The 15,452-nt window shown below is 61.4% G+C and carries 13 protein-coding genes; 4 read left to right on the forward strand and 9 right to left on the reverse strand.

From position 1 onward, the window contains the following. Window position 1 precedes the first annotated feature (1 nt). The 8 genes from ACO2Q4_RS21370 to ACO2Q4_RS21405 all read right to left on the reverse strand — a co-directional run bounded on the left by ACO2Q4_RS21370 (window position 2) and on the right by ACO2Q4_RS21405 (window position 8,286). The gene (locus ACO2Q4_RS21370; protein WP_311761008.1) at window positions 2-682 is read right to left on the reverse strand and encodes an HAD family hydrolase; all 681 of its coding nucleotides are present in this window, start codon (window positions 680-682) and stop codon (window positions 2-4) included. Further along, window positions 679-1,437 (reverse strand): glycerophosphodiester phosphodiesterase family protein, encoded by a 759-nt coding sequence (locus ACO2Q4_RS21375; protein ID WP_423321805.1) that lies wholly within the window; start codon window positions 1,435-1,437, stop codon window positions 679-681. The genes ACO2Q4_RS21370 and ACO2Q4_RS21375 overlap by 4 nt, the downstream gene beginning before the upstream one ends. A 13-nt stretch (window positions 1,438-1,450) precedes the next feature. After that, on the reverse strand, window positions 1,451-2,311 hold the full coding sequence (locus tag ACO2Q4_RS21380) for an ABC transporter permease (RefSeq protein ID WP_311761006.1): 861 nt from the start codon (window positions 2,309-2,311) through the stop codon (window positions 1,451-1,453). Window positions 2,312-2,321: 10 nt separating this feature from the next. Further along, on the reverse strand, window positions 2,322-3,251 hold the full coding sequence (locus tag ACO2Q4_RS21385; RefSeq protein ID WP_423321807.1) for an ABC transporter permease: 930 nt from the start codon (window positions 3,249-3,251) through the stop codon (window positions 2,322-2,324). A 7-nt stretch (window positions 3,252-3,258) separates the two neighbouring features. Then, window positions 3,259-4,236 (reverse strand): ABC transporter ATP-binding protein, encoded by a 978-nt coding sequence (locus ACO2Q4_RS21390; protein ID WP_423321809.1) that lies wholly within the window; start codon window positions 4,234-4,236, stop codon window positions 3,259-3,261. Further along, a complete protein-coding gene (locus ACO2Q4_RS21395; protein WP_423321811.1) occupies window positions 4,233-5,222 on the reverse strand; it encodes an ABC transporter ATP-binding protein in 990 nt (329 codons plus the stop codon). The genes ACO2Q4_RS21390 and ACO2Q4_RS21395 overlap by 4 nt, the downstream gene beginning before the upstream one ends. 72 nt (window positions 5,223-5,294) lie before the next feature. Continuing rightward, window positions 5,295-6,926, reverse strand: a complete 1,632-nt coding sequence (locus ACO2Q4_RS21400; protein ID WP_423321813.1) for an ABC transporter substrate-binding protein — start codon at window positions 6,924-6,926, stop codon at window positions 5,295-5,297. Window positions 6,927-7,194: 268 nt separating this feature from the next. Further along, complete coding sequence (locus tag ACO2Q4_RS21405) at window positions 7,195-8,286, reverse strand: Hint domain-containing protein (protein WP_395135430.1); 1,092 nt, start codon at window positions 8,284-8,286, stop codon at window positions 7,195-7,197. Between the two features lie 448 nt (window positions 8,287-8,734). Between ACO2Q4_RS21405 and ACO2Q4_RS21410 the strand changes: the two genes are divergently transcribed. Together ACO2Q4_RS21410 and ACO2Q4_RS21415 are read left to right on the forward strand one after the other, a co-directional pair. After that, window positions 8,735-10,393 carry a glucan biosynthesis protein gene (locus ACO2Q4_RS21410; RefSeq protein WP_423321815.1) on the forward strand — a complete coding sequence of 553 codons (1,659 nt, stop codon included), beginning with the start codon at window positions 8,735-8,737 and terminating at the stop codon, window positions 10,391-10,393. Between the two features lie 184 nt (window positions 10,394-10,577). Next, entirely contained in the window at window positions 10,578-11,762 is a 1,185-nt protein-coding gene (locus ACO2Q4_RS21415) for a multidrug effflux MFS transporter (protein WP_395135428.1), read from the forward strand. A 67-nt stretch (window positions 11,763-11,829) separates the two neighbouring features. On the opposite strand, the gene ACO2Q4_RS21420 is transcribed toward ACO2Q4_RS21415, so the two are convergent. Then, window positions 11,830-12,510: a DnaA N-terminal domain-containing protein gene (locus ACO2Q4_RS21420; protein ID WP_311760998.1), complete on the reverse strand. Its 681-nt coding sequence runs from the start codon at window positions 12,508-12,510 to the stop codon at window positions 11,830-11,832. A gap of 443 nt (window positions 12,511-12,953) precedes the next feature. Between ACO2Q4_RS21420 and ACO2Q4_RS21425 the strand changes: the two genes are divergently transcribed. Continuing rightward, window positions 12,954-14,258 (forward strand): AAA family ATPase, encoded by a 1,305-nt coding sequence (locus tag ACO2Q4_RS21425; RefSeq protein WP_311761091.1) that lies wholly within the window; start codon window positions 12,954-12,956, stop codon window positions 14,256-14,258. Next, a complete protein-coding gene (locus ACO2Q4_RS21430) occupies window positions 14,255-15,355 on the forward strand; it encodes a ParB/RepB/Spo0J family partition protein (RefSeq protein WP_423321817.1) in 1,101 nt (366 codons plus the stop codon). Before ACO2Q4_RS21425 ends, ACO2Q4_RS21430 begins: the two co-directional genes overlap by 4 nt. Window positions 15,356-15,452: the final 97 nt, after the last annotated feature.

Consider the following 15,452-nt stretch of genomic DNA (forward strand, 5'->3'; position numbering starts at 1 on the left):
ATCAGGCCAATTTCTTGCAAAGGGGAATGGAAAGGTCACGAAGGAGGGCATGGAAATCCGCCATGCCGTAAACGATGTGATCCGCACCCGCGGCGGCAAGCACATCGGCATGGTTGGCGCGATGCTCCGACGGGCCGATGAAGCCGACCGCCAGGCACCCCGCCTCGCGCGCGCAAAGGATGCCATGGGGGTTGTCGTCAATGAATATCGCCTGCTCTGGGCGGATGCCCAACCGCCCCGCGGCGAAAATCGCAAGGTCGGGGGCCGGCTTGGCGCGCGCCACCTGTTCGGCGGAATAGATATGTGGACCGAAGCGCGCGGCCAGCGACGTGCGCACCAACGACCTGTCCAGCCGCCGCAGGTTCGAATTCGAACAGACCGCCATGGGCAGGTCGAAATCACGCATTATCTGCTCGATCCCCGGAATAAGCGGGATCGCGTGATCGAACATCTCGAAAAGAAGTTCATCCGCGCGGGCGAAGACGCTTTGGGCGTGCAGACCCGCCTGCTCCATCCAGGCAAGGCTCGCATCTGCGCCGTTCCCGGAAAAGATCTGCGTCGCCTGCTCGCGCGTCATCGGGTGACCGGCGGCGGTGATCGCCTGTGCCAGCGCCTCGCAACCCAATGGCTCGCTGTCCAGAAGGACACCGTCGCAGTCGAACAAAATGGCGGAATAGGTCATGCGGGGCAGTCCTCGTTCATCAGTTCTCGTACCAGGACGGGATTGTCCGACACGACAAAACCCGGACCCCGCGCAATCCAGCGCCGGATCAGGTCGGAGTCATTGACCGTCCAGACCGAGGTTGCCCCGATCGGGCGCAAACGCTCGATCAGCTCAAACTCGGCTTCGTAGAGTTCATGATGGATGCCGACGACATCCACCAGCCCCTCGACGTCGGAAAGAAAGGCCCCGATGCCACCCTGCCTCTCGGCCCATTCGCGGTTGACCGAGATCAGACAGCCGAATTCGGGGGCCATTTCGCGGATTTCACGCACCACGGTAATGTCGAAGCTGTGCAGGACCGAGCGGCTTTGCAAGCCCCGTGCGCGCAGGATCTCGGCAATCTTCGCGACCATGCCGGGATATGGCCGACCCGTCTCGTCCGATTTCAGCTCGACATACAGATCGACCGGATGTGGCGAGAGGATGTCCAGCACCTCGGCAAGGCTGGGCACGCCTTCGGCAATCAACGCGCCGTCCGGGCCGCGCAAGCGCAGGGTCTTGCGCGACTCGGGCGTCAGGTGCCGGACCGGGCCCGTGCCATCGGTCGTGCGGTCAAGCGTGGCGTCATGAATGACGACCAATTCTTCGGCATCGGTCAGGTGCACGTCGAACTCGATCGCGTCGAAGCCATGCGCCACCGTCTGGCGAAAGCCATGCGCCGAGTTTTCGGCCCAAAGGTTGCGGGCGCCGCGATGCGCCATGATCTTGGACATGTTGAAGATTTCCTTAGCGGGTTGTGGGGTCCAGTCGGTCGCGCAGCCAGTCGCCCAGCAGCGACACGCTGAGCGTGGTGACAACGATGACGAACGACGGCGCCAGCATGATCCAGGGCGCGCGGGTCAGATACTCGCGCCCGAAACCGACCATGTTGCCCAGTGAGGTCTGTGGTGGCTGCACCCCAAGTCCCAGAAAGCTGAGACCGGATTCCATCAGGATGATCTCCGGGAAGGTCAGCGTCATCGAGACGATCAGGGTCGAGGCCACGTTCGGAAGTATGTGCCGAAGATAAACCCGCCGCGGGGTCGCCCCAAGCTGTACCACCGCCGCTGCATATCCCTGTGCCGAGGCCGAGATGGCAAGACCGCGGGCAATGCGAGCATAACGCTCCCAGCCGTAAAATCCCATCAGGCAGACAAGCAGGACCATCGACGATCCGAAGAATGCCAGCACCGCCAGCGACATGATCATGAAAGGCAGCGCAGCCTGAAAATCGGCCAAGGCCATGACGAGATTCTCGACCCAGCCCCGAAACTGGGCCGCAAGAAATCCCAGCGTCGTGCCGAAAAGCGCAGAGAGGACCGTCGCACCGAATGCAATGATCAGCGAGACGCGGATGGATTGAATCAGGCGCGACAGCAGGTCACGCCCAAGTTCGTCCGTGCCCAGCCAGTGTCCCGGCGTGCCCATTGGGGCCAGTCGCGCCGTCAAATCCATGCGCGTGATGTCGTAGGGCCGAAGCTGGTCGGCAAAGACCGCCGTCAGGACCATCAGCGCAAGCCAGGTCGCCGAAAGCACGACCAGCACGGGGGCCTTGATGCGCAGGCGGGTCACCAGCCGGGGGGCGGGAAGAACGGTTGCAGTCGTCATCATTCAGTCCTCAATGCGCAGCGGCCTTGGCGCGGAGGCGGGGATCCAGCAGGCCATAGGCGAAATCGACCAGCAGGTTCGCGACCACCATCGATGCTGCGATTACCAGAAGCAGGCATTGCACCACGGCAAGATCGCGGTTCGCGACCGAGACGACGATCAGCCTGCCGACGCCGGGCCATGAAAAGATGCTTTCGACCACGACCGCGCCTGCAATCAGTGCGCCGACCATGAAACCGACCAGCGTGACGATGGGAACGGCTGCATTCGGAAGGGCGTGGCGCCAGACCACCTCGCGCCAGGGCAAGCCCTTGGCCATCGCGGTGCGGATATAGGGCTGGCCCAGAACCTCAATCATCGCCGAGCGTGAAAACCGCGCGAGGATGCCGATGCCACCGACGGAAAGCGTCGCGATGGGCAGGATCGCGTGACGCCAGCTGTCCTGCCCGCCCGAGGGCAGCCAGTCCAGCTTGACCGCGAAGATCAGGACCAGCACCAGTCCCAGGACAAACGAGGGGATGGTGAAGCCGAAGATCGACATCATGATGACCCCCCGATCCGCAATCGATTGGCGATGCAGCGCGGCATAGACGCCGGCGGGAATGCCGATCGCCAGTTTCAGGATCAGCGCGGGCACGGTCAGGGCCAGGGTGGCCGGGATCCGTGCAAGAACAAGATCGATGGCCGGTGACTGGTCCCGCATCGAGATACCGAAATCGAAGCTGAGGATCTGCTTCAGATAGGCCAGATATTGCTGCCAAATCGGATCGTTCAGCCCCCAGCGCGCGCGGAACGCATCAACCGCGTCCTGAGGAGCGTCCGGCCCCAGCAGGATCTGCGCGGGATCGCCCGACATGCGCAACACGATGAAGGCAAAGGTCATCACCAGCAGGATGGTCAGCACCGCGCGGGCAAGCTTTGCAAGGATGAAGCGTATCATGGGGACCTCAGGCGGCGGATTGCCGGGCTGGGCCCAGCTTCAGGCAGGCGGCAAGCCGTCCGTCGTGGATTTGCAGCTGCGGCTGGATTGCGGCGCAGCGCGCGTCGGCCAAAGCGCAGCGCGGATGGAAGGCGCAGCCCGCCGGTCGCTGCGCGGGGTCGGGCGGCTCGCCAGTCAGGATGATCCGCCTGTCGAGACCTTGTCCCGGCTTCGGAATCGAAGATACCAGCGCCCGCGTATAAGGATGGCGCGGATCGGTGAAGATGCGGTCCGCAGGCGCTTCCTCGACCACGCGGCCCAGATACATCACCGCAACCCGGTCGCAGATATTGCGGACGACCTTCAGGTCATGACTGATGAAGACCATTCCCATCCGCTCGTGTTGCTGTAAATCCCGCAGCAGATTCACCACCTGCGCCTGAATCGAGACATCGAGCGCCGAGACCGGCTCATCACAGACCAGGAAGCGTGGGCCTGTGGCCAATGCGCGGGCGATGACCACGCGCTGTCGCTGCCCACCAGACAGCTCATGCGGGTAGCGATCCCCCTGATCGCTGCGCAGACCGACCCGGAGCATCAGTTCGGCGGCGCGCGCCTTGGCTTGCTCACCCTTGGCCAGGCCGTGGATCTCCAACGGCTCGGCAATCTGGCGAATGATGGTCATGCGCCTGTCCAGCGCTGCCAGTGGATCCTGAAAGATAAGCTGCATTTCGGCACGAAGGCGGCGCCACTCGGGGGAACCCGGCACGGGCATTGGCTGTCCGCGATAATGCACATCGCCCTGATGGGGCGTTTCCAGCCCCAGCAGCATCCGTCCCAGGGTCGACTTGCCCGAACCGCTTTCCCCGACGATGCCCAGGATTTCACCCTCGCGCAGGGTCAGATCGATACCGTCGACGGCCCGGACCTCGGTCGCCATGCCAAACAGAGGCTTCGCGGTGACATAGCACTGAACCAACCCCCGCGCCTGCAGCAGCGCGCTCATGCCGGAACACCCTGAAACGCTGGGGCACCCCCCCTTGCCGCATGGACGGGGTGGAAGCAGGCGACATGACCGCCTGATCTTTGCTCCTTCAACTCCGGCGAGTAGTTCGCGCAAATCGGTGAAACCGCGCCGCAGCGCGGGGCGAAGGCGCATCCCGGTGGCAGGGCGCGCGGGTCGGGAACCGTGCCTTCGATAGGGCGCAGGCGTGATGTCCCCGCATCCAGATCGGGGATCGCCCGGAACAAGCCCTGAGTATAGGGATGCGATGGGGTGGCAAACAGGCTGTGGATGTCATTCGCCTCGACAATCCGGCCGGCATACATCACCGCAGCACGGTCGCAGACCGCAGAAACGGCGCCCAGATCATGACTGATAAAGACCAGCGCCATGCCGGTCTGACGCCGCAATTCGGACAGAAGTTCAAGGATCTGCGCCTGGATGGTGGCATCCAGTGCGGTCGTCGGTTCATCGGCGATCAGCAGATCCGGCTGGCCCGCCAGCGCCATCGCAATCATGATGCGCTGGCACTGGCCGCCAGAAAACTCGTGTGGATAAAGATCGATCCGGCTTTTCGCAGCGGGAATACCGACCATGTCCATCAGGCGCAGGGTCTCGGACCGTGCCGCGGAACCGCGCAGGCCACGATGCAGGCGCAGGCTTTCGCCGATTTGTCGCCCGACGCGCTGGACGGGGTTCAGCGAGGATGAGGGATCCTGGAAGATCATCGCGATACGGGCACCCCGAACGCGCTCCAATGACGACCGCGATGCGCCGACCAGCTCCTGCCCCTCAAGCCGGACCGAACCCTGAATCCTTGCCTTGCCGGGCAGCAGGCCAAGCGCGGCAAGCCAGGTGACGGACTTGCCGCAGCCGCTTTCGCCGACCAGCCCGATGGCCTCGCCCCTGTCAATGTCGAAATCGATTCCGTGCAGGACCGGCACGCCATCGAAGGCCACCTTCAGGTCCCGGATGGAGACGAACGTCATGCGCCGCCCTCCTGTCTTGCTGGGTCGAAAGTTGGGGGCAGGACGACGCGTCGCCGCCCTGCCCCGTCGTGATCACGCGTTCCAGTTTGAAGAGCGGAAATCCATCGCGAAGGCCGGCGCAGCCTTCCAGTTCAGGTCGGCCTTCATCCCGGTGAAGACCGCGTTCTGGTGCAGGACGGTATAGGCCGGATCCTCGCGCTCGCAGATTTCCAGCAGCCGGGCGAACGCCTTCTTCCGGTCGGCATGGCTGGTCGAAGTTTCCATGACAATCGAAAGCTGATTGACCTCATCATTCCAGAAGTCGCGCTTCTGCTGCGCCTCGCCGTTCGGGCCGAACTGCACCACCAAGGGGGTGATCGGGTCGTTGATGTTGTTCGAGGCCGACCAGTCGCGAACGCCCTTGACCCCCTCGGGATCATGGATCTGGGCCCAGTTCTCTTTCATCTGGATCTCGACGTTGAGCCCAACCTGTTTCCACATCTCGACCAGGATCTGAGCCGTGGGGGTCTGGTTGGTATAGTAATTGTTCAACAGCCGATACGGGATCGGATCACCCTTGTAGCCCGCCTGCTTGAGCAGATCGCGTGCCAGTTCAGGGTTGTACTCCGGCACTGTCCATCCTTCGACGAACATGTCCGAGGTCTTGAAGCTGTCAAACTGCATTCCGGCGGGGATTTCGGTCTGCCCACCCCACAGCGCATCAACAATGGCCTTGCGGTCGATCGAGTGGGTAAACGCGCGGCGGACCAGGGGATCGGCCAGGATTTCGTTCTGCTTGTTGAAGACGGTGACACGGTGGTTCCAGATGGTCGACGACTGAACCTGCAGCCCCGGAGCCGCCTGAACGGTCGCGATCTGGTCCGGCGGAAGGTCACAGGCAAAGTCATATTCGCCGGACAGAAGACCGTTAACGCGGCTCGCGACCTCGGGTACTTCGACGAAGCGGATGCGCGCCAGCGGGGGACGGCCACCCCAGTAATCGTCAAAGGCCACCAATGTCAGCGAAACGTCGGGACGATAGTCCTCGACCATATAGGGGCCGGTGGTCACGGGCTTTGCGGCCCAAGCGGCATAGCTTGCGGCCTCGTCCCAGGCCCGCTTGTTCGCGATCTGCGAGCCAAAGGCATAGAGCCGACCCTCAAGCGTCACGTCGGGCGTCGCATTGTGGAAACGGACCGTATATTTGTCGACCGCTTCGACGCCGCGCAGCGCCGGCCACAGGCGGCGGGCGATGCCGGGAATGTTGGCAGGCAGTTCCTTGGCGCTTTGCGGCTTGAAGCTTTCTTCATACAGCGTCTTGCCACCAGCCGGCTCGGTTCCGGCAAACAGCCGTTCGTCCGAGAACGAGAAGACCACGTCTTCGGCCGTCAACTCGTCGCCGTTGTGAAAGCGGACACCCTGGCGCAGCTTCAGTTCGATCGTCTTATCGTCCAGGCGCCGCCATTCGGTTGCGAGTCCGGGAACGGGACCCTGATTGCCCATCCAGTCGCGCAGGATCAACCCTTCCCACAGGTTCGGGAAGAAGACGCGTTCGCCCACGTTCGACTGTTCGTTCCAGATATCGAGCGTGTTGTTGTTGGTGATCTTCTGCACCGCGATCGTGATCTCGCGGCGCTGGCCCTGCGCCATCAGACGGCGCGGCAGGATAAGCGAGCCAGCGGCGGCACCGAACAGGCCCAGGGTGTGGCGACGGTTGATGTGCATTCTTCCCTCTTGCATTGGTCCGGGGCAAATTTCCCCAGAAGTCGCAAGGCCTTTGCGCCCCGAATGTGGCGTTGGGTTGAGAATACGGTGACGGTTCTGCGAAGTTGCAGTTGGGCACACCGGCTTGGCGGCCGGTGCGAAGAAGTCCATTCCGCGCGTCTGCGGGACGGATCTGCGCCTTCTGTCGCTGCGGCGAAGCAGCCGCTGGATATGAAAACGCGCGCCCCGTGTTCAAGCGGGGCGCGCGCAGAGCAGGTCTTGGATCGTTTTATTGCGGCGCCACCACTGGGCGGTGGTTCTGGGCTAGGCGAACGGCCAGCTTGCGCGCCTCGCGCCCGGACAGCAGTTGACGCGCCGCCGAGGGAACGTGATCCAAATTCCGAAGCTCAGGGAACAGCTGATAGATCTCTTGCACGGCGGCAGGACCGACAGATTTCAGCGCCTGCGGGCCGGGATAAAGCGACTCGGTTTCAGCACCGTTCGAAGTGACGATCTCGTGCTGATCGAAGAGCATGTGGAAGTATTCGACCTCGGCCATGTCCGTCGCGATGTCGATGCCATCAAGCTGCAAGAGTTGCTTCGCCGCAGCAAGCACCTCCATCGCCCCAAACATACGCATCGCCACTTTCGAGCGGACCAGCACACGATGCTGCGGCGAGACCAGCAGATCATGAACCGGCAGACCCTGCCCCAACGCGCCGGCGCGAATGCGGATCGGGCGCAGCTTGGGGTTCGCCAGGAGCCGCAGCGCCGAAAGCTTGGAAGAGCCGATCCAGCGAATGGGCTGCGGGCCATTGTCGCGGGTCAGGACCAGGTCGCCGACCTTCAGATCCTCGATCGCGATTTGACCATTCGGCGTGGCGATCTGAACGCCCCGCGTGAAGCAGACCTGGCTTTGCGACGGATCGAAGGTCTGGTTGTCCGAATCTTCCACCCCTTGCCATACCGAGGTCAGCGGCGTGTCTTCGGGCGGCCATTCCCCTGCAAAGGTATAGCCAACCACCACGCCATTCGCGCTGAGGGCGACCAGCCGATATTCCCTGACTTCGCCATCAACCTCTGCGGTCAGGGTGATCTGGAATTCGCTTTCCACGACAGTCCCCGGGGGGAAATCGCTGACCTGATCGACCAATTGCTGGGTATTCTCGCCGCCAGTGTAATCGTTCAGCAGCGTATCTTGGGCATCGGTATCATTGATCGTGATCGCCGTCATATCCGCGCGGCTATAGGTGAAGGTCCCCTGCGCGAAAGCCCAGCTTGAGCCATCGGGCGGAATATAGCCGTCATTGAACGGATGATAGGAACCTTCGGCATCGGTAAATGCCCAGGTGGGCAGAGCATTAAACGTGTAAATCGCCATAGTTAACTTCCACCAAACCAAGAGTAACAGACACGCTTCCGACGGGAGCGCACCGAATTAGTCGATGGAGAATAAGTTCGAGATCGTCGAGCTAACCATAAACTCTGAAACCAAACACATTCGACCACCTCACCGGGCAAGATACACAGTTGCCGGGCTTGTCATCCTTTTTATCCGCGAACCCCAACCCTGCCAATCCTTGCTGACATGTCGTTTTGGACAGGTGCCGTTAACCGTTGATATGTCTAAATTGGGGATGCGAAAAATGACATTATCCCATCGCGCCGGCGGAGTCCGGCAGACCTGCCTTGGCGAAGCCGGCGGGACCTTGCGCCTTTGGGGCGCTTTCCCGGAAGCCTCTTGCCAGAACGGGGCCGACTAACATAGCGATGTGGCATCATAAACGCGCCCTTCGCGGCGCCCCAGATCATGAAACGGAGTTCAGATCTTGCACCTTCGCAGACCCGCCGCCCTTTGCGCAGCCGCCTTGGCCCTCGCGCTGAGCCAGCCGCTGCTGCTGCCGTCGACAGGTGCCGCCTTCGCCCAGGATGCGGCTTCATCCTTCCAGCCAAGCCTGGGCGAGTCCCGGCAGTTCAGCTTCGAGGAACTGACCGACAGGGCCCGCAAGATCGCCGCAGAGCCTTATGTCGCGCCCAAGGTCGAGCAGCCGGAGGTATTGGACAAGATCGATTATGATGCGCACTGGCGGATCAGTTTTCGACCCGAGACGACCGTCAAGGTTGGCGATGTCCCGGTTCAATTCTTTCACTTGGGAACTTATTTCCGAAACCCGGTCAAAATGAGTATCGTGGAAAATGGAAAGTCCCGAGAGATCCAGTATGATCCGCGTTTCTTCGACATGCCGTCGGACAGCCCTGCGAGGCAATTGACCCGAGGAACCGGATTCGCCGGATTCCGTCTCATGAATGCAGACCTTAAAACTGACTGGATCAGTTTCCTTGGTGCGTCTTATTTCAGGACCGCAGGGCCCGAGGGTCAATACGGAATGTCCGCGCGCGGACTGGCAATAAACTCTGGCATGAGCGAGCCAGAAGAGTTTCCGATATTTACCGAATTCTACATTGAAAAGCCCAAGGACGGTGGTGCGGACGTTACCATATACGCGCTGCTGGACAGCCCCTCGGTCGCCGGTGCCTATCGCATGGATATCAGCAAGGGTGCCGAGGGCGAAGGCCAGACGATGGAGATCTCCTCGCGCCTGTTCTTCCGCAATTCGGTCGAGCGACTGGGGATCGGTCCGCTGACCTCGATGTACTGGTACTCAGAAACGAACCGCGTCCTGGGCTTTGACTGGCGCCCCGAAGTTCATGACGCCGATGGTCTGAAAATGATCATGGGCAACGGCGAGGTGATCTGGCGCCCCCTGATGAACCCACCGCGGGTGGTGACCTCAAGCTATATGACCGAGAATCCCAAGGGCTTCGGACTGTTGCAACGAGATCGCAGCTTCGAAAACTACGAAGACGACGGCGTGTTCTACAACAAGCGCGCTTCGGTCTGGATTGCTCCGAAGGGCGACTGGGGCAAGGGTCAGGTCCAGCTTGTCGAAATCCCCACGGATGACGAAATCTATGACAATATCGTCACCTTCTGGAATCCGGAGCAGAAGCCGCAGGCCGGTCAGGAACTTGATTTCGATTATACCCTGACCTGGATGGGCGATGCGCCCGTGTCGCAGCCGCTTGCGCGGACGGTTGCGACAAGGATCGGGGCCGGAGGGGTTCCCGGCCTGCCGCGTCCGCGTGGCCACCTCAAGGTTGCGATTGATTTCGAGGGTGGTGGCCTGGATAAGCTGGGTCAAGACGATGGGGTAGAGCCAGTGGTCAGCGTACCCGAAGGCGTCGAGATCGTGCAGGCCTATGCCCTGCCCGTGGTTGGGACCGGGAGATGGCGCCTGATCTACGACATCGCCGCCGAGGGTGTCGAGACGGCCGATATCCGGGCTTATCTGCAGCGGGATGGCGTACCGCTGACAGAGACCTGGCTCGGCCAGGTCCACCCCGCGCAATTTGACCGCGCTCGCCCCGATGCCGGCGAGCCCGTCTCGGAAGTCTCGGCCGAAAAGCCTGCCACCGCCGGAAACTGAAGCGCTTCCGACGGAAAGCCACAAAGGGACGCCAGTGGCGTCCCTTTTCCCGTTTCACGACCGCCTCTAGTTTCAGGACTTGAAAATCGACGCGTAGCGTGAGACATGCGACGCGGCGGCGGTGAATACCCATGGCGCGATTCTGCGCCGCTTTTCCTTATACCTTTCTCATACAGGCAGTCCGATGCGTGACCCCATGTTCCGCATGGCCCTTGTTCTGGGCCTGCTTTCCGCCGTCGGTCCATTTGCGATCGACATGTATCTTCCCGCCCTGCCCCAGGTCGCCACCGACCTTGGCACGACCGAGGCCGGGGCGGCCTTGACCCTGACCGCGTATTTCATCGTCTTCGGCTTTGCGCAGATGATCTATGGCCCCATGGCCGACGCCTTGGGGCGCAGACGTCCCCTGATGATCGGGGTCTCCATCTTTCTGGTCGCCGCCATTGCGGCAAGCCTTGCACCCACGATTAACTGGCTGATCGCTGCGCGGGCGCTGCAGGGCCTTGGCGCTGCCGCATTGATGGCGGTGCCGCGTGCGGTAATCCGCGACGTGGCAACCGGTCCACAGGCGGCGCGCGTCATGGCAACCATCATGATCGTGATCTCAGTCTCACCCATGCTGGCGCCGCTGACAGGTTCGATCGTCATGGCCTGGGGCAGTTGGCGCGAGATCTTCGCGATCCTCGCCTTTGCCGCACTGATCAGCCTGACGCTGATCGTGATGGTCTTGCCCGAGACCCTGCCAGTGGCGCGGCGCCAACCGGTCCGGTTCGCCGCCATTGCCAGCGGTGCGAAACGGCTTCTGTCGGACCGGCGCTTCATGGGTCTGACGATGATCGGCGGCTTTGGCATGGCCAGCTTCTTCGTCTTCCTGGCCTCGGCTAGTTTTGTCTATACCCGACAATACGGGCTAAGTCCTACCGGCTTCTCGGTCGCCTTCGCGATAAATGCGATCGGCTTTTTCTCGGCATCGCAGCTGGCGGCCCGGCTGGCCGAGAAGTTCGGGATGGAGCGGGTGATCTCTCTCGCCATCACGGGCTTCTGCGGGATCATGGTCGCGCTATCGCTTGTGGTGTGGTCGGGCTTCTCGGCCCTGCCCATTGTCATCGCGGGCCTGTTCCTGGGCAACGCCTGCCTTGGCCTGGTGATGCCGACCGCCATGGTCATGTCGTTGGATCCTCATCCCGATATCGCCGGGCTCGCATCCTCCCTCGGCGGGACCTTTCAGATGCTGACAGGTGGGTTGATGATCGCGGTGACCAGCCCTTTCCTCAACAACACCGCCGAAACCATGGTTCCGGCCATTGCCCTGTGTTCGATCCTGGCCTGGTCAGCCGCTGCGCTTTCACTGCCTCGCCTGCGCTTCTGAGAACCTTTCGCGGGAGGCACATCTGCTTCCCGCGAACACCACAACTCGCAGCGTCGCGACAAAGCTGTCAGGGTGAAATGACCCGGACACGAAGGATCGTCCCGTCGCAGCGTCGCACAGCCGTCCGCAGCCTCTCGGACAGATGAGTCTGAACATAGTTGGCGTGAAAACGCGTCGGGGCGACAAGGGTCAGACACCCGCTATCGATCCCTGCATCGGTCATCGACGAAAACCAGCTTTCATACAGCACCCTGTCTTCTGCCAGCAGGCGCTGCGACGCTTCGGCCCAGACCCCCTGCCCTGCCGGTGGGACCGGTGCAGGTCGATGCAACGGAACGACATTATCGGATACCGTCGCGTCCTGACCGGCAAGACGTTCAACGAAGTCTGGACCGATATTCTGCCACTCCTGTTTGGTGTCCAAAAGGATGCGGTCCAGGTTTAGCCCAAGCACCGAGACCCGGCCCCGCGCGCCTTGTTGCTTCACCTCGACCCAGCCCAGCGTTCGAAAGCGGGCCATATCTCGCTTGACGGTTCGTTCGTCGACACACCACAGGCGGGCCACTTCTCTTTGCCCCACGGTCAGCTCGTCCCGTTGCCAGTTATACCTGGCCGTGATCAACACCATCAGCCGCAGGACAAGCCGTTGCCGGTGCTTGTCCCCCGCGAGGGCGTGCGCCATCATCGCGGAAAGCAAATCATATTTCTTTGCCGCCGCCTCTCGGCCAACGGCACGGATCACCTGCATGTGCTGCCCCTGCTCCGGTTTTCCGGATGCTGTGTTTTCTTTGCCTGCTCTGCTCACAGGTCTTCGATGGGGAATCAAACGCTTTTCGCCACCTTGGGTGTATTTGCGTCCTGTTTGACGATTCTGTCAAGCACGTCGCCCAGATCGCGGCTTTTCTTCAGCAGAACAAGAAAGAAATCGGTATCAATGGTATAGGGGGACAGGCTGAATGGCCCGTATTTGGGTGACTTTGTCCCCCATTTTGCACATCAGCCACGAGTAGGCGTCCCCCACTTTCCTTTGTTTCGAGCATCTCGGTGTTTAGCGCCGATTCGCTAGAAGTCCCCGGATAGTCTGCAAAATGAGCAAAGTACGGATTCATTGAAAACGCCTTTTGCATGGAATGCAAATTCGACGTAAATAGGAAGAACAAGAAAATCTACGTCCAGATACACAGGCAAGACATGTATACGCACGATGACCTCGCCAAGCTGCAGGCCCAGTCTCTTAAGATGCAAGGGTGGATCCGGCGACAGACCTTCAGCCCGTCGAATGAGAAAACCCTGCGCCGCTTCTCCAGCTGGGAGGTGTCGGAACTGATCTTCCGCATCAACCAGTCGACGTTCCGGGGCAAGCTGGCGGCAGATCCGAACCTTCCCCTCGGGGAAGTTGAAGAGGATGGTCGTCAGCGCTGGTTCTCGCTTGAGGAGGTGAATGAACTGCGTCGGCGTATCAAGATTAATCGCAAGACGCTGATGCCGCCCAGGCCCGAGGGGAAGCGCGCTTTCCGCGCGGCGATCGCGAACTTCAAGGGCGGTGCCGGGAAATCAACTGTGGCTTTGCATTTTGCTCATGCCGCTGCGCTGGACGGGTATCGCGTCTTGGTCGTCGACTTTGATCCCCAGGCGACGCTGTCCCACTCGATGGGACTTACCGACGTCGGTGAGGATCACACCGTCTGGGGAATCATGGCTCGTGATCTTGAGCGCGAGACGGATCGTATGAATGCTGCCGCTGCGGGTGCGGAGACTGGCACCGCCCTGCCCCGTCGGAAGCTGCCGGCGTCGATCCGGGACATGGGGCTTGGGACCTTGCGACCTGCAGACTTCATCAAGTCGACCGCTTGGCCGACCATCGATATCGTGCCCAGTTGCGCCAACGCTGCCTTCGTCGAATTTGCGAGCGCGCAATACCGACACCTGAACCCGGAATGGACCTTCTTTGGTGCGGTGTCACGCTTTCTGGACGCTCTGGCGGACGATGCCTATGACCTTATTCTGTTCGATTGCCCTCCAGCAATCGGCTACCAGTCAATGAACGCCGTCTTTGCTGCAGACATGCTCTATATCCCGTCGGGGCCGGGCTACTGGGAATACGATTCGACGACCAGTTTCATCGGGCAGCTTTCCGAGGCACTTGAGGATCTGTCGCACGGGTTCGAGAACTTCCCCACGGGGAAGATCCGTCTGCCGAAGGCCTTTCTTGATATTCGCTTTCTGATGACGCGCTTTGAGCCCTCGAACGAGTTGCATCAGGCCATGATGGTGGCCTTCAAGCAGGTCTTTGCCGGACGCATGGCCGAGCATCCGATCGAACTGACCCGCGCCGTCGAGCAGTCGGGGCGCTTCCTCTCATCGATCTATGAGATCGACTACCGCGAGATGACGCGTGGCACCTGGCGCCGGGCGAGGGCGACCTTTGATCAAGCCTATGAGGAATTCCGCAACCACACCATCGCTGCGTGGGCCAATCTGGAGGATCAGGCATGAGCCGGAAGCGTCGCATGTTTGACATCGACATGCCGGATGAAGCCGTCGAGAGCTTCCCCGCAGGGAAGGTCGAGGCGGAGGAGAAAGATGTCCGCCGGGGTCCGATGGCAACCGCGATCGCCGAAACCGCAGAGTCAAGTCGCGAGCGCTCGCGTGTTGAAGCGGAGATTCGGGCAGAAAATGACGCCCTGGCGCAAGAACATGTCCGCTTGAAGCGCGCCGGACTGATCACCGACCTCATCGATCTGGACGCCATTGATGCCCTGAAACTCACGCGCGATCGCGCGCCAGGGGAAGACGATGAGTTGAAGGAACTGATCCAGTCCATCCGCGAAATCGGCCTTTCCAACCCCATCCGCGTCGAGCCTGCGGCGGGGGGGCGGTATGAGTTGATCCAAGGGTGGCGCCGCCTGTCGGCCTATCGCGCATTGCTGGTCGAGACGGGCGATGTCGCGGCTTGGGGGCGGATCCCGGCCGGGATTGCAGCCCGAGGTGACGAGCTCGAACAGCTTTACCGCAGGATGGTTGACGAGAATATGGTCCGCAAGGACATCTCCTTTGCCGAGATGGCACAGCTTGCGATCCGCTATGCCGCCGATCCGCAGACCGCGGAAGGAGACCCCGAGAAGGCCGTTGCGATCCTTTTCCGCTCGGCCGGTTATCAGAAGCGCAGCTATATCCGGAACTTCATCCGGTTGATGGAGGCGCTGGGTGACAGCCTTCTGCATGCTTCGCAAATACCGCGCGCCCTTGGGCTGGCGCTGGCACAAAAGCTTGACGAAATTCCTGCGGCCGCTCCCGCGATCCGGGCGGAACTGGATGGGTGGGACGCGCGCGGCGTATCGGACGAGTTGGACGTTCTGCGGCGCTATGCGGGGCAGGGGGCGCTGGCAGAGGGAACTCCACCGGAGCCGAAATCGGCACCCGCGCCGGCCGCCAAGGCGCGAACGACTTTCCAGATCCAGCGACCCCAAGGCAGCGCGAAATGCACCGCAGCAAATGGAAGGCTTGAGGTTCGACTGCCGCGCGACTTCTCAGCCGTGGATCGTAGAAAGCTTGAGGCAGCGGTGAGAACTATGCTCGAGAGCCTTGAGTAGTCTTCCCCGCGGGGAAGCCACACTTGGCCGTCCTCGATAGTGATCCGCACATGTCGCTAATTATGCGGATAAATATGATTTGGGCGAGCGGGATCTT

It is taken from the genome of Paracoccus sp. KR1-242 (genome assembly GCF_049446195.1).
In the GTDB taxonomy this organism is placed as follows: Bacteria; Pseudomonadota; Alphaproteobacteria; order Rhodobacterales; family Rhodobacteraceae; genus Paracoccus; species Paracoccus broussonetiae.